Origin of the sequence: Helicobacter cetorum (assembly GCF_900198405.1) — a bacterium.
Taxonomy (GTDB): Bacteria; Campylobacterota; Campylobacteria; order Campylobacterales; family Helicobacteraceae; genus Helicobacter; species Helicobacter cetorum_C.
In genome coordinates, this window is record NZ_FZMR01000006.1 from 62,068 (window position 1) to 81,475 (window position 19,408).

Sequence of the window (19,408 nt, forward strand, 5' to 3'; positions counted from 1 at the left end):
ACTAAAGCCAATATTCTTTGTGAGACTAACACGAGTAACAAACCTTTATTTTAATTACAAATATTTTAATTATTTAAAACCGCTCGTATATTAGTGCAAGTTTTATTAAAAAGGCATTAAAATGGTAATATTAAGTTTGCTAACAAAGTCTTAATAAATTTAATATAGATAAAAATATCAAAAGCTGAATTTCATAGACACATACAAAGCGCTTCTATCTTGAGAAGTGGCTTTAAAATTTTTGTTATAGCCTTGATACCAATCGCTAATATTTGTTTTATAGCCTTTATGCGTATTAAGATGGTGGTATTGTAATAAAATATCAACGCTAAAAAATTGATTGTATTTATATCCAATATGAAGTCCCAAAGCTCTTTCACTTGCCCTTGGTGCATAAGTGTATTTACCTAAAATTCCCCATAAAAATTTTTTATGCACCCCACCACAAAAGACATAGCCTGTAATGGCATTAGGAGAAATGAGATTATCTAAAAATCCATCATAAATACTATTATCTCTAAATAAAATGGGTGTAGAGCTACCATACCAGCCAATTTTAGCGTTAGCATTGCCAAAGTTTTCATAATACCCAAATCCAAAGTTATATTCATTATAATCAAAGCGTTGGTGCAAAGATAGGGAGGTTCCAAAATGTCCTATTTTAGCGTTACGCCAATATTCATTAGCCAAATAAGATGCATAAATAGGAAAAAAGATAACCACTTGAGTGAGCGACCTAAAGCCTAGTCCTTTAAATTTAGGGTTGCTATCAATGTGTGTTTCTAGGCCCGGTGCGTTATAGATTTTGGGTGAAAAATAAAAAAAAGGTGTGGTGCTAAAATATTTAGTAGAAATTTTAAGGTTTAAGGAATGAATGCCATAAAACGCTATTTTATCTTTATTATCATATGTAATAGGGGCATAAAAATCACGAATATACGCCCCAAAAGCTAAGGCTCTTCCAAAAGAACTAAACCATTTAAAACTAATTTTAGGCGTGATTTTATAATCTAATTCAAATCCTTGCGTATATCCACTCATTAAGTGCATTTTAGATAAATAGCGCCCTAATTTGAGTTGGAATTTATTGTCATAAGAGTAGGATAAATAGGCGTTATATAGCACATAGTCTCTAGCATGCATGTTAGATAAAAAATGTGATTTTTTCCAAGGAGCATCTCCTAAAAAACCCCACCAACGCCCTAAATAAAACCAAAGCATAGTGCCATAAACTTTTCCATTAGATTGGTCAATAAGCGTTTTAGTAGAATCATAAGCAAATGCTCCTAGCATACCGCCAAGCCCCATCTTTACACTATGATTTTCTATTTTCTTAGAGAGAAGATTAACATCTATTTGAAGTTTTGCCGTAATGGTTGAATAGGTTTCAGTAGGAAAAATCCCTTCTTTAGAATTAATTTTAGAATGGTTAAAGCCCACTTTAGAATAAGATTCAGCAATACCGCTGAATTTATAATCAAAAGCTTGCAACAAAACTTGAGTATAAAAGCATGCAAAAATACATGCCTTTGGTAAGCGTGGCATTAAAATTCCTCTAAGCTAATCAAGCTGAGGCACATTGTATTGCAAAATTTCTAAAAATCCATTAATGATAATACAAGCAAACTTATATAATCACCTATCTATTATCTATCTTTAGTGGCTCAAAAGAATACCCTAAAGCTCGATAAATTTGATTAGTATAATGCACTTGATTGTCTTGTAAATTTTCATGGAAATATTTTTCAAATCTTGGGTCTAAAATACCTAAAAACATTTCTACACCAATTGCACTAGAATAATTCACCCAATCATAAGCCAAATCACTCTCTAATAGTGAGGCGTATTCTATGAGTTTGTCATCGCTTTTTTGCAGTGCGTTTACCAATAACAGATTTCTTCTATCCTTTGGTTGCACTAGGAGCAATAAAGAGGGGTTAAAATTGATTTGAGTGGAAAGCACTCTTAATGGCTTGTTATCCAAAAGCCCGATTTGGGAGAGAATAAGCCCACTTTTGATAGCAGGAGTGTTTAAAATCAGTATAGAATCTTTGAATAAATCCTCATCTTTTTTAAAACTTTTAGAAAAACTTGTAGCCCGCCTATAAGAGATATTCTCTTGGTATTTAACTTGAATTTTTAGATTTTCTACGATTTGTCTCAGGCGTTCCCCCATAAGTCCATCATCATCATATTCAATAATGGGTGCATTAGAGTTAATATAAGGAAGCAACATCTGCAACTGCTCTTTATAATCAATCCCACCAAAATACAAACGCTCAGAAAAACTTTGATTTTTATGTTCCTCTTCTAGTTGGGTTTTATGCACGGTTGGAACATAAGTAGGAATGCTAATGGAGGTGCTTTTGAGTAAATTTTCTACTCCTTGCTTGGTGAGTAGGGCAATAATAAAAGGGTATTTTTCTTTTTCAATTTCTTGGTAGGCTTTGAGCAATTTTTCAGGGTCTTCTTGGTCGCTATCAAAAACTTGAATTTTAAAATCCCCCTCTTTAGTGCTTAAATATGCCAAAATAGTATTCATCACTGAAATCGCATAACGCCCCACTACAGCCTTTGGCAAAAGCACAGCAATTTCAGCTTTGGGTTGCCAATTTTCTTTACGCATGGCATTAGAGACCACATAAGGGGGGTTAAGGTAATTCATTATGCTATGGTAATAAGCTTTGATGTCTTTATCTTGAGTGCGATAATCATACCTAGAAATAAATGAAAACACTTTCTTTTGGTGCATTAAAGTTCTTAAGCATTCTAAAGAGCAAGGATGAGCCCTAAAAACCTGTTGGTGTGCTGGGGGTAGGGGGGAGAATAAATAGCTTTTTGCGTTTAAAGGTATAGCAATAAAAAACGCTAAAAAAACGCTAAATAAGCTTTTTAAGAATATCTTTTTAAAAACTAACGGCATGTGTCTCTCTAAATTGAATTAAATTTCTATAGTTTAGGCGATGGGATATTATAGAGTAATTAGCCTTTAAAATCCATGCCAAAATTTGCTAAAAGCTGTGATTTTATCCTAATTTAGAATAACAAAGCTTGTTATTTAGTTATTTGGTTATAATGTGTCAAAAATTTAAGGAAATATTTTTGAGTGTAAAAAAGTTAACACATTTTGTCAGTTGTGCGGGTTGAGCAGCCAAAGTAGGTCTGGAAGACCTAGCACATTTAATGGCTAATCTCAAACAAACTGAAGACAAAAATTTATTAGTAGGCTTTAAAGAAAGCGATGATTGTGGGATTTATCGTTTAAAAGATAATACGCTTTTAGTTCAAAGCGTGGATTTTATCACGCCTGTTGTAGATGACGCCTTTATGTATGGGCAAATTGCGAGTGCAAACGCCCTAAGTGATGTTTTTGCTAAAAGAGCTAGAGCCATAACGGCTATGAGCTTGCTGATGTGGGATAAAGAGCATTTAGAAGCAATAGACATTCAAGCCATTTTAGAAGGGGCTCAAGCTAAGCTAGATGAAGCTAAGTGTGCTTTAGTAGGGGGGCATAGCATAGTGGATAAAGAGCAAAAATACGGACTGAGTGTAACAGGCATTGTAGAAGATGAGATTTTTTGGCGTAATAATAGTGCGCTAATAGGCGATAGCATTATTTTAACTAAACCTATAGGAAGTGGGATACTCACTACTGCATTAAAAAGGGGCTTAATGGAGTATTCTAGCTCTTTAGATGTGGTGCAATCTATGGCGAGCTTGAATTTAAGAGCTAAAGAAATCGCTCAAAAATTTGAAGTGAAAGCTTGCACTGATGTAACAGGATTTGGGCTTTTAGGGCATTTAAAAGAAATGTTAAACGAACATATTTCCATTGAAGTGATGGCTAAGGAAGTGCTTGTATTTAATAGAGCTATAGAATTTTTAGAAAAAGATGTAGTGCCTATGGGAAGTAGGAAAAATAAAGAATTTTTAAGCCCTTTTGTAGAAACTAATTTTAAAGGGAATGATTTGATTTTTTATGACGCTCAAACTTCAGGGGGCTTACTTTTTGCTTTAAATGAAAAAGACGCTAAAGAATTGCTTAAGCAACTTATAGATAATGGCATTCAAGCAAGCATTATCGCACAATGTGTTAAGAGAAAGGATGCCCCCTTAGAACTTTTATAAAATCAATCTTGTTGTATGGAAAGATATTGGCATTATTGCAAGTATAAACTCAAAGCTTTGCAACATTAAAAACAATAAGCTTAGTGGTATTGGAATTTTAAGTAGGTTTTATGGAAAAACAAATCCTAATAAGAGCCACCACTTCTATTAAGATATTGCAATTTTAATAGAGTTATCTTGCCCTTATTGCCCTTGAATCTTTTCTTTGTAATACAAACTATGCAAAATCTTAACTTCTTCTACTTCCTTTTTGCCATTTATCATAGAGTGTAAAGAGCCTTTAATGGCAAAAATAGACATGTATAAATGCGTGATGAATAGCGCTACAACCCCTAAACCTAAGAAATTATGAATAAGAGCGACTAATCTTAAAAGTGAAATCTGATACACACCTAAGCTAGAGGCTAGAAAGCTCAAATTAAGATTATTAAAATACAAAATAGCTCCACTAATAATCATCACTAAGCCTCCTAAAGTCGCTACCCAAAACCACATTTTTTGTCCGGCGTTAAATTTATAAGCAGGCACTTCTCTTTTTTCTTTGGATAGATAGCCCCCCATAATGAGTAGCCATTTTATGTCTGCCATTTTAAAAAACATGTCCTTGACCCACATAAAAAACATAGGCAACACCGCTACAATAAAAATCGCACATCCAATAGAATGTAAGATTCTGCATGCCCTAACAAACACTCCTCCGCCAAAAAAATCGCCCCAAATCATAATCAGTCCCGTTGGCACTAATAAAATAAAGCCCACAGCACTAACCCAGTGGATAATACGATTAAAAAGATTAAAAAAAGTGATTTTTTTCTCACTATGATTAAAGGTTTTAGCACCAATGGCTAAGTAATGCCCTAAAAAGCTTAAAATCACGCCAAAAAATACCGCTATATACAACCAAGTAAAATATTGCCCTTGTAGAAGAGTCCATATGTCGCCTAATTGCTTGGTGTGGGTTTGTCCGTAGTTTAAAATTCCTAGAACCCTTTCTGTATCTAGGGGCGTAGCGCTTAAAAAGGGGCATAACCCCCCTAAAAACAAAAGAGTGCTTTTAACCTTTTTCATGCTAATCCTTTTTAGTGGTTTTAGGGGCGTTTAGACGAACTTGCATCTTCAAGCTGGTGTTTAAGCTTAGTTTTAAAATCCTGTGCGTTAGAATATTTTGTCATCACTCTTTTTCTATAGACTTCTGCTACACTATTGGCATCGCCTACTAAAAGAGCGTTAGTCGCACAAGTGGCCGCACACATAGGCACTTGCCCATTAGCAATGCGATTAACCCCATAGAGTTTCATTTCTTTTTCTGAATTGGTTTCTGCAGGACCTCCTGCACACATGGTGCATTTATCCATAACCCCCCTAACGCTAAACGCCCCATCTCGTGGGAATTGTGGGGCGCCAAAAGGACAAGCATACAAGCAATACCCACAGCCTATGCAAGTTTCTTTATTATGCAACACAATGCCATCTTCTCTAATATAAAAGCAATCTACCGGACACACTTGAGCGCAAGGGGCGTCTGTGCAATGCTGGCAAGCGATAGAAATGGACTTTTCCTTACCCTCAATGCCTTCATAAAGCGTTACGACTTTACGGCGATTTAGTCCCACTTCTAATTCATTAGAATGACTGCAAGCCACGCTACACGCATAGCAACTAATACAACGATTATCATCGCAATAAAATTTCATGCGATTTGGTATAGGCTCAGTTTTAGGAGCGTCTTTATACACAAGATTTGCCATAATTCTCTCCTTAAATTTTTCTTATTTAACGATTTTATCTACGATTTTACGCACTAATGGCAATACCACTAGCACTGTGGGAAATGCCACAACAAAAGCACTCGCAAAGCTTTTAGCCCAATGGCTTAAAAAATCATTGGTGCCAAGATTTAAAAAAGTGATAACTGCACTCATTACAAAGCACATTAAAAGCGACATGAGAAACGAAAAAGTCAGCCCTTTGTATTTAGTCGGTATCATTTCTCAATCCTTTTGGGTGCGATTTCATTTAATACCAAGTTAAGCCTTTTCAATTCTGCATAATCCAGCATTAAATTCCGGAATTTGCGTAACCGGGTCAAAGCCATAGTTAGTAATAGTATTTGAGCTTTCACCGATAGTATAAGGCTTAGTGCCTTTAGGGTAGCGATGGCTTAAATCCACGCCTTGCAAAATCCCAGCAAAGCTATAAGGCATGCAAATCCTATCAGGGGTTACTGAATAGCTATGAATGGCTTTAACTTTAATCTTAGTGCCTTGAGGGGAGTGTATCCACATCATATCATTATCTTTAATGCCATGCTTTAGGGCTAAATCCGGATGGATATGACAAAACATTTCAGGCGTAATATGTGAAAGATACTTGCTTGTTCTTTCAAGCATACCTGCTCCGCTTAAATTAACCAAACGCATACTAGCAATGATAATAGGAAAATCTTTTGCCCATTCTTGTTTGGTTTGCTCGCTGATATAACGCACATCTACCCTAAAATTATTGGTTTGGTCTTTAAAAGTAGGGTATTTTTTGACTAAATCAGGGCGTGGAGAGTGTAAAGGCTCTCTGTGCTTAGGAATTTGGTCAGTGAAATCCCATACAATCGCTCTAGCTCTTGCATTCCCATAAACGCACACGCCTTTTTCATCAGCGTATTTTTGAATGAGACCACTTGTATCTACTTTCCAATTATCGCCCATGATTTTTTTCTCATGCTCGCTGAGTTTAATGCCTAGCACTTTTTCAATATTAGTCTTAGTAAGTTCAGGATAGCCCCCTTTAATTTGAGAGCCTTTGACACTCACGCTTTTATCTGCTAGTAAGTCATGCCCATTATGCTCCAAACCAAAGCGGTTTCTAAAGCCCATGCCCCCTTCTTTAGTTGGCACACTCACATCGTATAAAATAGGCGTTCCAGAATGCTTAGGCGTCCAAGATGGCCATGGTAAGCCATAGAATTGTCCTTTCATAGGCCCTTTGCCCTCTAAAGTCAAGTAATCAAACATGTGCCAATTTTCTTGTTGGGCTTTTAATCTCTCTGGTGTCCAACCCCCTAAACCAATCACTTTAAGCGTTCTTGCCAATTCCTTACAAGCATCTATGGCAAAATCAAACGAATCTCTAGTTTTGACTAACTCGCCATTAGCATTAAAATCACACATTAAAGCTTTAGTAAATTCTTCATAAAAGCCAAACTTTTTTGCCATTAAAAACATTAGCTCATGGTCTTGTTTGCATTCATATAAAGGCTTGACTACTTGAGAACGCCATTGAGCCGCCCTATTAGTCGCTACCACAATCCCCTCATTTTCAAATTGAGTGGCTATAGGTAGGACATAAATATTGTCTTTTTTATCGCTTAAAATCGCTGCCTCATTTAAAAAGGGTTCAGCAATCACCATTAAATCTAATTTTTCAATCGCTCTTGCTATGTCGGTGTTATGAGCTAGGCTTGTTACTCCATTACCTTGAACCCATAAGCCTTTAATAGGGCTAGTAGAATAGGTTTTAGTCTCTTGCAAGACGCCCTCATACCACATAGAGAGTGAAAAACCCTTTTTATGCATCCACTCAGGGGAGTAAAAGCGTTTTTGCAAATATTCATAGCTCACTCCCCAACATTTTGCGAAGTATTTCCAACTTGCCTCACCTAAGCCATAATATGCCGGCAAGCTATCAGCTACACAGCACATATCCGTTGAACCTTGCACATTATCATGCCCTCTCACAATATTACAGCCTCCGCCTTTCTTGCCCATGTTGCCTAAGACAAGTTGCAAAATAGACAAAATGCGTGTGTTAGAGCTACCCACGCTATGTTGCGTAATACCTAACGCCCATAAAAGCGTAGCAGGCTTAGTTTTAGCAAAAAGCTCGGTTACTTGATGTAGCAACTCTTTTTTCACGCCCGTAATATCTTCTACCACTTCTGGGGTGTAGTGCATAGCCTCTTTTTTAATCTCTTCTATGCCATAAGCACGAGTTCTAATGGTCTCTTTATCTTCCCAATTATTTTTAAAGATTAAATGTAGCATACCATAAATAAAGGCAATATCTGTTCCTGAACGGATACGGACATAAATATCCGCCTTAGCTGCAGACTTTGTAAAAACTGGGTCTATGACAATAAGCTTAGCGTTATTTCTATCCTTAGCTTGCAATAAATGCTTAAAGCCGATAGGGTTACTTACTGCAGAATTTAAGCCTATCATTAAAATAGCCTTAGAATGCCCTGCTACATCTCCAAAGTGATTTGTCATCGCACCATACCCCCAAGTATTGGCCACACCGGCCACTGTTGTGCTGTGTCAAATCCTTGCTACATGGTCAATATTGTTAGTCCCATAAAAGGCTGCAAATTTTCTCCAATAGTAAGCTTGCTGAGAGTTCATTTTCGCACTCCCTAAAAACATCATGCTATCTGGACCATGCTCTTGTCTCATTTTAAGCATTTTTTCGCTAATTTCATTGATAGCCTGCTCGTAGCTAATGCGTTTCCATTCGCCATTTTCCTTTTTTAAAGGGTATTTAAGACGCATTTTAGATTTAACTAAATCTATTTGGTCTACCCCCTTACAGCAATGACTTCCTGCACTAATGGGGTGATCTTGTGCGACATCTTGTCTAATCCATACCCCATCTTTAACCTCAGCGATAATCCCACACCCTGCAGAGCAAATACTACAAATGGTTTTTACCCTTTTAACGCCGGCATTTGGGTCTATTATCTTGTCTGTTTTTTTGACTTGATTTTCCCCAAATGCAAGACTCACGCTCGCACCTGCTCCAATAGCTCCCATTTTTAAAAAGGAACGCCTACTCAAACGCTTTTCTTCCATGCTATTTCCTTTCTTTTAAGATTACCAAACGGTTTTATAGAAATCTTCCCATGCTTGGGTTTTATGATAAAGAATTTCTTTTTTATTGCTCTTACCGATGACTACGCCATTGCTATCACTTTGTGTGTTAGTGAATTTTTTGCTAGGCATCGTTGCTTTTAAACTCTCACTTGCTAGAACAATCCCCCCTAAGGCAAGGATTGTTTTTTTTAGCGCGTTGCGTCTTTGCATACTCTAATCCTTTCAGTTAAGATTAAAAAATAATCTTTCATGTCTAATAAAGGCTCTCAAAATACTAGCAAAATTAAGATAACAAACGCTCTTTGGGTGTGTTTGTAATCTTTGTAAAAAATCATCACAGAAAAAATGAAACAATTCTTTAAATAAGCGTTCGCATAAAAGATAAGCCTTTTTATCCTTATGGATACATTCAAATAATAAAGCGTTCATTAAAAGCGTTAAAAAACTCAAATCATCTTCGCTGATTTGTTGTTTGATTAAGGGGCTAGTGATTTCTAGTTGTGAAAGCTTTAAAATTTCAATCGCTTTTAAGCGTGAAAGGGCGTTTTCTTGTTTGTCTATATAAAAGGACGCGCTTAGTGGCACAAGGTTATAGCTAGGCGAAAACAGCACTAAATTTTGTTCGTTTTTAAAACTTTCAAAATTTAAGTGCGTTTTTAAATTGTGCCATGCGTTTTTAGAAGTCTCATCAAAACTAAATAATGATAAATGATGGACTAATTCTTGTAGAACTAAAAAATCTTTTTCTTCTTCTATAAAACTCACTAAATAATGCCAAAGCCTATAATACAACGCTCTAGCTTTGAATACATTTTCATCTATTTGCATATCTTCACTTTAAAATAGAATTAATATCTAAAAAATCTTCTAACATAATCTTAACCTTACAATCAGCACACGCATAAAGGGCGGCGATTTTTTTCTTATCATCTTTAAAAATAGGGGTCATCATATTAGCGATTTTTAAGACACTTTTTTGCGTGCCAATAGGCTTAGAACACATTTTGCATTGAAAAATTTCATCTTTAGCTAGGACAATAGGCTTAAAATAATTTGGCTCTAAACTGATACCATCTCTAAATAATTTCAAGCAATCTTTTTCAGGACAAATGCTTTCGCAATACCCACAAGTAGTGCATAAACTTCCATTAAAGCTTAAGGTGTAGTTATTGCCATCAATGCTTAAGGCATTTGTATTACACGCTCCTACACATGATAAGCACAAGGTGCAATTATCATTGATTTCAACATGCCCGTAGCGGATAAATTCCCCACAACTTGTTTTTTCTTTATAGTTTGTTTGACCTACCATAAAACTAAGCCTTTGAGAAAAATTATCTCTTTTAGTGTGTTCTGTAGTAATAGGGGGTGTGAAATGTGTTTGTAAAAGAAGTTGGGCGTTGTTTAAATGCGTTTGCAAGCTCTCTAAATCACTCGCTACTAAAATAGCGTCTGTATTGTAGATAGCATGATAAATTTCATTTAAAAGCTGGATACTCTCTAGTGTGCCTATGCTTAGTTCATTGAGCTTTGGAGCAAAAAGCACGATTTGAGAGCCACTCTCTTGTAAAAGCGTAAGAAAATAGGTTTGCTCTAACACATTGAGATTTAAGCATAGGGGTAACACTTCTTTTTTAAGATTGACTTTTAAATTTTCTAAGTCTTCAAACCTGTCTAAAAGTAGGGGAGTGTATCCTTTATATAATTTAGAAATTTCTCTAAAACTTTCTAAATTCATTTTATTATCCACTAACGCCCCACTAGGACACACGCTCACGCATTTAGCACAATCTATACAAGCACTATGATTGATAACCAAATGGCGGTTATCTTCGCATGTTAGGTTATTTTTAAGAGCGATTTCTTTATCTAGTTTAGTGATAGCTAGACTAGGGCATACTTCAGTGCATTTGGCACAGCATTCGGTTTGTCGCTGGTGGTACTGACAGATATTTGCGTTATAGCTAAAATGTTCTCTTACTTCTTGGAATTCTTGTTCTTGATTTTCTATAAAACTAATTTTAGTGTTATTGTAATCAAATTTAAGAGCATTCATTTCGTATAAAATACTCAAACTTTGAGCTAATTCTAAAGCATCTTGTGCGGAATTTTGGATTAAAAAATTTACTTCTTTAGCTATTACTTTAGCCTTAGGATTTTTGACATTACACACCACGCATTCTGTGTTAGAAGTCTCTTCTATGTTAATGTGGTCATGCAATACAACATTAGGGTTTTTAGGGTCTTTCACATAAATAAATTCAATCATTTTCTTATAGTAACATTTAAAATAAAACTAATTCTTAATAAAACTTAAAAATACTTAAAAAAACTTAAAAGACTAAATGAGTTTAGTTATAATGTTAGGCATGAGCGTCTTAAAACATTTTATACAAGAATTTTATGAGCGGTTGTTTTACTTTATAGATTTAATCGCACAGCATTTTGTGATTGTCTCACTTTCTAGCTTAATGGTGCTAGTTTTTGGGGTTTTGATTGGGGTTTTTGTGTTCTATAGCTCAAAGGCTAGAATATTCTTGCTCCCTATAGTGAATTTTCTCTATACCATTCCTTCGCTTGCGTTATTTGCATTATTCATTCCTTTAATTGGTGTGGGGTTAAAAAACGCTCTTGTAGTATTGGTCTTATATGGCTTATTGCCGATTGTTCATAGCACCTATAACGCCTTAAAAGATGTGAGAGAAGAAGTAATTAAGGCTTCTATTGGGTTAGGGTGCAATCAAAAAGAGTTGTTTTTTAGAGTGCGTTTTTTATTGGCTATCCCACAAATTTTAGTGGGCTTAAGAATTGCGGTGGTGATGCTAGTGGCTATGGCTGGAATTGGAGCATTGATTGGGGCAGGGGGCTTAGGACAAGCGATTTTTAGGGGGCTTAACACTCAAAATACCATGCTCTTAGTTATGGGTAGTTTCATCATTGCATTATTTAGTGTTTTAGCGGATAAGTTTGTGAGTGTGTTTCAGCACGAAAACGCTTTGCAACACTTGTGTTCTCAAAATGCTACTCAAAAACAAAAGATAAAAGTCTATACTAATTTAGCACTATTTGTATTCTTACTTATAGCGAGTGTGTTATGGCTAGTGCCTAAGAACACTACAGAGCAAAAGCCTTTAGTCGTGGCAACTAAACTCAGTAGTGAGCAATATATTTTGGGTGAGATTTTAAGCACTTTGTTAGAAAAACACGCTCACTTGCCTATTAAGCGAGCCTTTGGCATTGGTGGGGGGACTATCAATATCCATCCGGCATTGCTTAAGGGCGATTTTGATATGTATGTGGAATATACCGGCACCGCATGGGTGAATACGCTCAAAAATCCTTTGAAAGAAAAAGTGGATTTTAAAGAAATTAAAAGGCGTTATGAAAAAGAATTTAATCTTTTATGGGTGGGGCTTTTGGGCTTTAATAACACCTATTCCTTAGCCATTTCTAAAGAAAATGCTCAAAAATATTCTATTCAAACTTTCAGCGATTTAGCCCTTTATAGCGAGCATTTTGACTTTGGGGCAGAATTTGACTTTTTTGAAAGAGATGATGCGTTTAAGGGCTTAATGAAAGCTTACGATTTTAAGTTTAAGAGTTTGCATGAAATGGATATTAATTTGCGTTACAAAAGCTTTGTATCGCAAAAAATCAACGCCCTAGATGTGTTTACTACGGACGCTCAAATTAAAGAATTAAATTTAAAAGTGCTCACAGATGACAAGGGATTCTTTCCTAACTATAAAGCTGGCGTTGTTATAAGAAAAGAAATTGTCAAAAAGTATCCTAAAGTTTTAGAAATTTTAGAAAAGCTAAATGCAAAGATTACTGATGAGAGAATGCAAGATTTAAATTACCAAGTAGAAGTGTTGAAAAAAAGCCCCAAGGCTGTGGCTGAGAGTTTTTTAGAAAGCATAGGATTATAAAAGCATGAAAGAAATAGTTGCAATAGAAAATTTGTCTTTTAGCTATCAAAATCGTGCTATCTTTAAAGATTTTAATTTAAGCATTAAAGAAAGGGATTTTTTATGTGTTTTAGGGGAGAGTGGGAGTGGTAAAAGCACGCTTTTAGCTTTGATTTTGGGGCTATTGAAACCAAGTTTAGGAAGTGTTAAGGTTTTTAATGAAACTCTTGATTTAAAGAATACTAATTTAAGACAAAAAATCGGCTATATCGCTCAAGGTAATTCCTTGTTTCCCCATTTAAATGTGTTGCAAAACATGACTTTTTGCTTGAATTTACAGGGCATAGACAAGCAGGTGGCTCAAAAAGAAGCTATAAGTTTAGCGTTAAAAATGGGCTTAGATGAGAGTATTTTAGACAAGTTTCCTAATGAATTAAGCGGGGGTCAAGCTCAAAGGGTGGGCATTGTTAGGGGCATTATTCATAAGCCAGAACTTATTTTATTAGATGAGCCTTTTAGTGCTTTGGATAGTTTAAATCGTAAGAATTTACAGAATTTAATCAAAGATATACATACGCACTCTCAAGCTACCTTTATTATGGTAACGCATGATGAGAGCGAAGCTAAAAAATTAGCCACAGAAACACTAGAAATTAAAGCTCTTTAAAAGAGTGGCTATTCTTAAGGCTCTTTTAAAAATTCTGGTGTAGTGTTGTTAGTTTGGGTTTGCATAGAAGAGTTAGTGCTATTTGAAGTTTTTGGGGTGGGTTTTTTATTGAAAGGGGGGGCTTTATAGCCACAAGCTTGAATAGTTATAGCAATAAGTGTAAAAAAGCATGTTAAGATAAGTTTATGGAACAAAATATTTTCTCCCTATTAGTTCAAAAAAAGTCTTATAATTTGAAAAAGCTTGAAGCCCTTTCAAAACTCAAAAAGCTTAAAGTTTTCTTGCCTTTAAGTTTACAAGAAAATTTGGCTTTTATAGTAATAAAAGAGACTAAATTGCTTTTTGCGTTTAAAGACCTTTGGGCTTGTAAGGAATTTAACCAGCGATTTGCTAAAGAAATAAGCCATTTTTTAGCCACACAAGGGCAAGCTTATGGGTTTAATGGATTGAGCGACTTAGAGATTATTGCTTATGTGCCTAAAGATTTATTAGAAAAAGCAAATTTTTATGCCCCTATTAAAAAGCAAGCTCAATTTTATTGCCCGAGTGCTTTAGGGGTGTTTCATAACCCTATTAAAGACACTCATTTGTATGAATGTTTTGAAAAAGTGCGTTCTTTAATAGGCTATCAACGAAGTTTTTTTGAGAAGTGAATGGCTAGTTTATTGCTGAGTTTAAAAAATCTTTCTAGTAGTAGTGGGGTGTATCAATACTTTGATAAAAACCATCAATTACTCTATATCGGTAAGGCTAAGAATTTAAAAAAGCGAGTGAGAAGCTACTTTTCTATCCGTAATGATGAAGTTATGCCAAATAGCCGCACCAGCTTACGCATTCAAATGATGGTTAAACAAATCGTTTTTTTAGAAACTATTTTAGTAGAAAACGAACAAGACGCTTTGATTTTAGAAAATTCACTCATTAAACAACTCAAGCCTAAATACAATGTGTTGCTAAGAGATGATAAAACTTACCCTTATATTTACATGGATTTTTCAATTGCTTTTCCTATTCCTTTAATCACACGAAAGGTTTTAAAACGGTCTAATATCAAATATTTTGGTCCTTTTACTAGCGGAGCTAAGGATATTTTGGATAGCTTGTATGAATTGCTTCCTTTAGTTCAAAAGAAAAATTGTATCAAGGTTAAAAAGGCATGCATGTTTTATCAAATAGAGCGTTGTAAAGCTCCATGTGAAAACAAAATCACTAAAGAAGAGTATTTAAGAATTGCCAAAGAATGTTTAGAAATGATTGAAAATAAAGATAAATTGATTAAAGAGCTTGCATTAAAAATGGAACGATTTTCTCAAAATTTGCGTTTTGAAGAAGCTTTAATCTATAGAGATAGGATTGCTAAAATTCAAAAAATCGTCCCTTTCACTTGCATGGACTTAGCCAAACTCTATAATTTGGATATTTTTGCTTTTTATAGCGAAAATAATAAAGCGGTGTTAGTGAAAATGTTTATGCGAGGGGGTAAAGTCATCTCTTCAGCGTTTGAAAAAATCCACTCTGTTAATGGTTTTGATACAGAAGAAGTGCTTAAACAAGCTATTATCAATCATTATCAATCTCATTTGCCTTTACTACCAGAACAAATTCTATTGAGTGCTTGCTCTAATGAAGTGCTTATGGAGTTACAAGAATTTATCCATAGCAAACACTCCAAAAAAATCACTCTTAGCATTCCTAAAAAGGGCGATAAACTTGCTTTAATAGAAATCGCTATGAAAAATGCTAAAGAGATTTTTAGCCAAGAAAAAATTCATAATAAAGAGCAAATCCTTGAAGAAGTGCGTTCGCTTTTAGGCTTAGAATGCATGCCTTATAGGGTAGAAATTTTTGATACAAGCCATCATGCAAGCAGTCAATGCGTAGGGGGAATGGTGGTATATGAAAATGAAGAATTTCAAAAAAACTCTTACAGGCGTTATCATTTAGAAGGCTCTAATGAATACGCTCAAATGACGGAGCTACTCACTAGAAGAGCCTTAAATTTTTCTAAAGAGCCACCGCCTAATTTGTGGGTAATAGATGGGGGTAAAGCACAATTAAAAATCGCTTTAGAAGTTTTAAAAAGTAGCGGGAGTTTTGTAGAAGTGATTGCCATTTCTAAGGAAAAGAGAGATTTTAAGGCGTATCGCTCTAAAGGGGGGGCAAAAGATATTATCCATACGCCTAATAATACTTTTAAGTTACTTCCTAGCGATAAGCGTTTGCAATGGGTGCAAAAATTGCGTGATGAAAGCCATAGATATGCGATAAGCTTTCATCGTTCTAGCAAACTTAAAAGCGTTAAGCAAATCGCTCTTTTAGAAGAAAAGGGCATAGGAAAAGCAAGTGTGAAAAAATTATTAGATTATTTTGGAAGTTTTGAAGCGATAGAAAAAGCGAGTGAGCAAGAGAAAAACGCTGTTTTAAGAAAACGAATTTAAAGGAAATAGTATGAAAAAAAGATTGTGTATAGGGCTTGTGGGTTTAGGATGCGTAGGGAGTGCGGTCGCTAAAATTTTACAAGAAAATAAAGAAATTATTAGAGATAGAGCCGGTGTAGAAATTGTGATTAAAAAAGCGGTGGTGCGAGATATTGAAAAATATAAAGACTACCCTTTTGAAATCAGTAATGATTTGGAAAGTTTAGTAGAAGATACAGAGATAGATATTGTGGTGGAGCTTATGGGTGGGGTTGAGATACCTTATAGTTTAGCTAAACAAACTTTAGCTAAACAAAAAGCCTTGGTTACAGCTAATAAAGCCATGCTTGCGTATCACCGCTATGAATTAGAGCAAATCGCTCAAAACACCCCCATAGGTTTTGAAGCGAGCGTTTGTGGGGGTATTCCTATTATTAAGGCTTTAAAAGACGGCTTGAGTGCAAATCACATTCTCTCTTTAAAAGGGATTTTAAATGGCACAAGCAATTATATTTTAAGCCAGATGTTTAAGGCTCAAGCAAGCTTTAAAGACGCTTTAAAAGACGCTCAAAATTTAGGTTATGCTGAATTGAACCCTGAATTTGATATTAAGGGCATTGATGCGGCACACAAGCTGTTGATTTTAGCTTCTTTAGCCTATGGAATTGATGCGAAACCTGAAGAAATTTTAATTGAAGGCATTGAAAAAATAGAGCAAGATGATATGGAGTTTGCTAAAGAGTTTGGCTATAGCATTAAACTTTTAGGCATTGCTAAAAAACACCAAGATTGTATTGAATTAAGAGTCCATCCTAGCATGATAAAAAATGAATGCATGCTCTCTAAAGTAGATGGTGTGATGAATGCTATAAGTGTAGTAGGGGATAAAGTAGGCGAGACTTTATATTATGGAGCTGGGGCTGGGGGAGAGGCAACAGCGAGTGCGGTTATTAGTGATATTATAGAGATTGCAAGAAAAAAAAGCTCTTTAATGCTAGGCTTTGAAAATCCCCAAAAACTACCCTTAAAACCTAAAGAAGAAATACAATGTGCTTACTATGTGCGTTTATTAGTGAATGACGAAAAAGGGGTTTTATCTCAAATTAGTGCGATTTTAGCTCACAATGATATTTCGCTCAATAATGTCTTACAAAAAGAAATCTCACAAGCCAACAAGGCTAAAATTTTATTTTCTACGCATATAACTAACGAAAAATCCCTTTCAAATGCTCTTAAAGAGCTTGAAAATTTAGAAAGTGTATTAGATACTCCTAAAATGATTCGTTTGGAAAACTGAATGCGATTTTTTAACAACAAACATAAAGAAAAGGGCTTAAAGGCTGAAGAAGAAGCTTGTAATTTTTTAAAAACGCTAGGATTTGAAATCATAGAGAGAAACTTTTTTTCAAAATTTGGAGAAATTGATATTATCGCTCTTAAAAAAGGGGTTTTACATTTTATTGAAGTCAAAAGCGGAGAAAACTTTGAGCCTGTTTATGCGATTACGCCAAGTAAATTAAAAAGAATAATCAAAACTATTCGCTATTATTTGTCTCAAAATAACCCTAATAGTGATTTTTGCATTGACGCTATCATTGTGAAAAATGGTAAGTTTGAGCTTTTAGAAAATATCACTTTTTAGACTTATTTGGGATAAATCTTAGTATATTAACATTCTTAAGCTAAGATAATTCTGTTAATCAAAATCATAAAATAATTAGGAGTAACTAATGAGTCATTATATTGAATTAACTCAAGAAAATTTTGAAAGCACTGTTAAAGAAGGCGTTGCGTTAGTAGATTTTTGGGCACCATGGTGTGGTCCTTGTAAGATGTTATCCCCTGTGATTGATGAATTAGCCAGTGAGTATGAAAATAAGGCTAAAATTTGCAAGGTCAATACTGATGAGCAAGAAGAATTGAGTGCAAAATTTGGCATTAGAAGCATTCCTACCATTTTGTTTATGAAAAATGGCGAAGTGGTTCATCAGCTCATCGGTGCACAAACTAAAGTTGCTTTAAAAGAGCAATTAGACAAGCTTTTAGGCTAGTAGCATGTTAGATTGTGCGATTATTGGAGGTGGTCCTGCAGGTTTGAGTGCAGGGCTTTATGCCACTAGGGGTGGTATTAAAAATGTCGTTTTATTTGAAAAGGGCATGCCCGGTGGGCAAATCACAGGCAGTAGCGAGATTGAAAACTATCCGGGCATTAAGGAAGTTTTGAGTGGGCTAGATTTTATGCAGCCATGGCAAGAGCAATGCTTTCGTTTTGGATTAAAGCATGAGATGACAGCCATTCAAAGGGTTTCTAAAAAAGGCTCTCATTTTGTTATTCATGCAGAAGATGGCAAGACTTTTGAGGCTAAGAGTGTGATTATAGCTACCGGTGGTAGCCCTAAACGCACCGGCATTAAAGGAGAGTCAGAATTTTGGGGTAAAGGCGTAAGCACTTGTGCCACATGCGATGGCTTTTTTTACAAAAATAAGGAAGTAGCTGTGCTTGGTGGGGGTGATACCGCTGTAGAAGAGGCGATTTACTTGGCTAATATTTGTAAAAAAGTTTATCTCATTCACAGAAGAGATGGCTTTAGATGTGCACCCATTACTTTAGAGCATGCCAAAAAGAATGACAAGATTGAGTTTTTAACTCCTTATGTGGTGGAAGAAATCAAGGGCGATAATGCTGGCGTATCTTCTTTAAGCATTAAAAATACCGCTACTAATGAGACAAGGGAATTAGTTGTGCCGGGTATCTTTGTTTTTGTAGGTTATGATGTAAATAACGCCGTGCTAAAACAAGAAGATGGCTCTATGCTATGCAAATGCGATGAATATGGTTCTATGGCTGTGGATTTGTCCATGAAAACAGATGTTGAAGGGCTGTTTGCAGCAGGAGACATTCGCATTTTTGCCCCTAAGCAAGTGGTTTGTGCTGCAAGTGATGGTGCTACTGCGGCATTAGGTGTTATTTCTTATTTAGAAAATCACTAAAATTTTTATGTTCTAATCCTAAGAAAGAAATTTCTTGGGATTTTAATTTCATTCCCTTAAAGTTTAGTTTTTCATTGACTATAGATTAGGGTATAAGAGTGTATTTATTAATCAGGCTAATTTAAAGTTAATGCAACCTTGGTTTTTCTGTATCTAAGATGACCTTAATTTTTTAATATTTGGGATATATTGAGACAAGCTATTTATATGATTTTTGCTATCTAAAGCTATTGGGTTAAGCAAGTAATGCTTATAGGAACTATCATCTACAAGGATTTTAAAATTGCGTGTTTTTATCATTTCTTTAAATAAAAAAGTGTGCGATGAGTTTGGCTTGGTCTTTAGAGACACGACTACCTTACTCAACGCCATTATGCAACTAACCGCTATTAAGTCGCATAGAAGAGCCTTATAGTCCTAAAATTGCCTTGATGA

General features: G+C 35.3%; 18 protein-coding genes and 2 pseudogenes. 10 read left to right on the forward strand and 10 right to left on the reverse strand.

Features of this window, described 5'->3' with window-relative positions; all coding sequences use genetic code 11:
- Positions 1 to 177 precede the first annotated feature (177 nt).
- Both C6H25_RS02550 and C6H25_RS02555 read right to left on the reverse strand, forming a co-directional pair.
- Complete coding sequence (locus tag C6H25_RS02550) at positions 178 to 1,545, reverse strand: outer membrane family protein (RefSeq protein WP_104747906.1); 1,368 nt, start codon at positions 1,543 to 1,545, stop codon at positions 178 to 180.
- A gap of 94 nt (positions 1,546 to 1,639) precedes the next feature.
- On the reverse strand, positions 1,640 to 2,923 hold the full coding sequence (locus C6H25_RS02555; RefSeq protein WP_104747907.1) for a hypothetical protein: 1,284 nt from the start codon (positions 2,921 to 2,923) through the stop codon (positions 1,640 to 1,642).
- A gap of 236 nt (positions 2,924 to 3,159) precedes the next feature.
- On the opposite strand from C6H25_RS02555, the pseudogene selD reads away from it, so the two are divergent.
- Positions 3,160 to 4,128: pseudogene (selD, locus tag C6H25_RS02560) on the forward strand (selenide, water dikinase SelD); the annotation flags it as partial.
- 183 nt (positions 4,129 to 4,311) lie between these two features.
- Here the strand turns inward: selD and C6H25_RS02565 are convergent.
- Genes C6H25_RS02565 through C6H25_RS02595 form a run of 7 tightly spaced genes read right to left on the reverse strand, consistent with a single transcriptional unit; the run spans position 4,312 to position 11,259 of the window.
- A complete protein-coding gene (locus C6H25_RS02565) occupies positions 4,312 to 5,196 on the reverse strand; it encodes a formate dehydrogenase subunit gamma (RefSeq protein WP_104747909.1) in 885 nt (294 codons plus the stop codon).
- A 20-nt stretch (positions 5,197 to 5,216) separates the two neighbouring features.
- Positions 5,217 to 5,876, reverse strand: coding sequence for a formate dehydrogenase FDH3 subunit beta (fdh3B, locus tag C6H25_RS02570; protein ID WP_104747910.1), 660 nt, complete (start codon positions 5,874 to 5,876; stop codon positions 5,217 to 5,219).
- A gap of 21 nt (positions 5,877 to 5,897) precedes the next feature.
- Complete coding sequence (locus tag C6H25_RS02575) at positions 5,898 to 6,116, reverse strand: DUF2798 domain-containing protein (protein ID WP_104747911.1); 219 nt, start codon at positions 6,114 to 6,116, stop codon at positions 5,898 to 5,900.
- 39 nt (positions 6,117 to 6,155) lie between these two features.
- Positions 6,156 to 8,969, reverse strand: coding sequence for a formate dehydrogenase subunit alpha (locus C6H25_RS02580; protein ID WP_104747912.1), 2,814 nt, complete (start codon positions 8,967 to 8,969; stop codon positions 6,156 to 6,158).
- A gap of 21 nt (positions 8,970 to 8,990) precedes the next feature.
- A complete protein-coding gene (locus C6H25_RS02585) occupies positions 8,991 to 9,200 on the reverse strand; it encodes a hypothetical protein (RefSeq protein WP_104747913.1) in 210 nt (69 codons plus the stop codon).
- A 12-nt stretch (positions 9,201 to 9,212) separates the two neighbouring features.
- On the reverse strand, positions 9,213 to 9,818 hold the full coding sequence (locus tag C6H25_RS02590) for a formate dehydrogenase (protein WP_104747914.1): 606 nt from the start codon (positions 9,816 to 9,818) through the stop codon (positions 9,213 to 9,215).
- Between the two features lie 4 nt (positions 9,819 to 9,822).
- Positions 9,823 to 11,259, reverse strand: a complete 1,437-nt coding sequence (locus C6H25_RS02595) for a 4Fe-4S binding protein (protein ID WP_104747915.1) — start codon at positions 11,257 to 11,259, stop codon at positions 9,823 to 9,825.
- Between the two features lie 76 nt (positions 11,260 to 11,335).
- On the opposite strand from C6H25_RS02595, the gene C6H25_RS02600 reads away from it, so the two are divergent.
- Positions 11,336 to 12,919 (forward strand): ABC transporter permease/substrate-binding protein, encoded by a 1,584-nt coding sequence (locus C6H25_RS02600; RefSeq protein WP_233707310.1) that lies wholly within the window; start codon positions 11,336 to 11,338, stop codon positions 12,917 to 12,919.
- A 4-nt stretch (positions 12,920 to 12,923) separates the two neighbouring features.
- Positions 12,924 to 13,565: an ATP-binding cassette domain-containing protein gene (locus C6H25_RS02605; RefSeq protein WP_104747916.1), complete on the forward strand. Its 642-nt coding sequence runs from the start codon at positions 12,924 to 12,926 to the stop codon at positions 13,563 to 13,565.
- Positions 13,566 to 13,579: 14 nt separating this feature from the next.
- Here C6H25_RS02605 and C6H25_RS02610 read toward each other — a convergent pair whose 3' ends face one another.
- Positions 13,580 to 13,759, reverse strand: coding sequence for a hypothetical protein (locus tag C6H25_RS02610; protein ID WP_104747917.1), 180 nt, complete (start codon positions 13,757 to 13,759; stop codon positions 13,580 to 13,582).
- Between C6H25_RS02610 and C6H25_RS02615 the strand changes: the two genes are divergently transcribed.
- From C6H25_RS02615 to C6H25_RS02645, 7 genes and pseudogenes are all read left to right on the forward strand, one after another.
- Positions 13,751 to 14,218: a hypothetical protein gene (locus tag C6H25_RS02615; protein ID WP_104747918.1), complete on the forward strand. Its 468-nt coding sequence runs from the start codon at positions 13,751 to 13,753 to the stop codon at positions 14,216 to 14,218. The two genes, C6H25_RS02610 and C6H25_RS02615, sit on opposite strands and share 9 nt — an antisense overlap.
- Positions 14,219 to 16,003, forward strand: coding sequence for an excinuclease ABC subunit UvrC (gene uvrC / locus C6H25_RS02620; RefSeq protein ID WP_104747919.1), 1,785 nt, complete (start codon positions 14,219 to 14,221; stop codon positions 16,001 to 16,003).
- Positions 16,004 to 16,013: 10 nt separating this feature from the next.
- On the forward strand, positions 16,014 to 17,279 hold the full coding sequence (locus tag C6H25_RS02625) for a homoserine dehydrogenase (RefSeq protein WP_104747920.1): 1,266 nt from the start codon (positions 16,014 to 16,016) through the stop codon (positions 17,277 to 17,279).
- On the forward strand, positions 17,280 to 17,624 hold the full coding sequence (locus tag C6H25_RS02630; RefSeq protein WP_104747921.1) for a YraN family protein: 345 nt from the start codon (positions 17,280 to 17,282) through the stop codon (positions 17,622 to 17,624).
- An 88-nt stretch (positions 17,625 to 17,712) separates the two neighbouring features.
- The gene (trxA, locus tag C6H25_RS02635; protein ID WP_104747922.1) at positions 17,713 to 18,033 is read left to right on the forward strand and encodes a thioredoxin; all 321 of its coding nucleotides are present in this window, start codon (positions 17,713 to 17,715) and stop codon (positions 18,031 to 18,033) included.
- A 4-nt stretch (positions 18,034 to 18,037) separates the two neighbouring features.
- Positions 18,038 to 18,973: a thioredoxin-disulfide reductase gene (gene trxB, locus C6H25_RS02640; protein ID WP_104747923.1), complete on the forward strand. Its 936-nt coding sequence runs from the start codon at positions 18,038 to 18,040 to the stop codon at positions 18,971 to 18,973.
- Between the two features lie 283 nt (positions 18,974 to 19,256).
- A pseudogene (locus tag C6H25_RS02645) lies at positions 19,257 to 19,346 on the forward strand (lipooligosaccharide 5G8 epitope biosynthesis-associated protein (lex2B)); the annotation flags it as partial.
- Between the last annotated feature and the right edge of the window lie 62 nt (positions 19,347 to 19,408).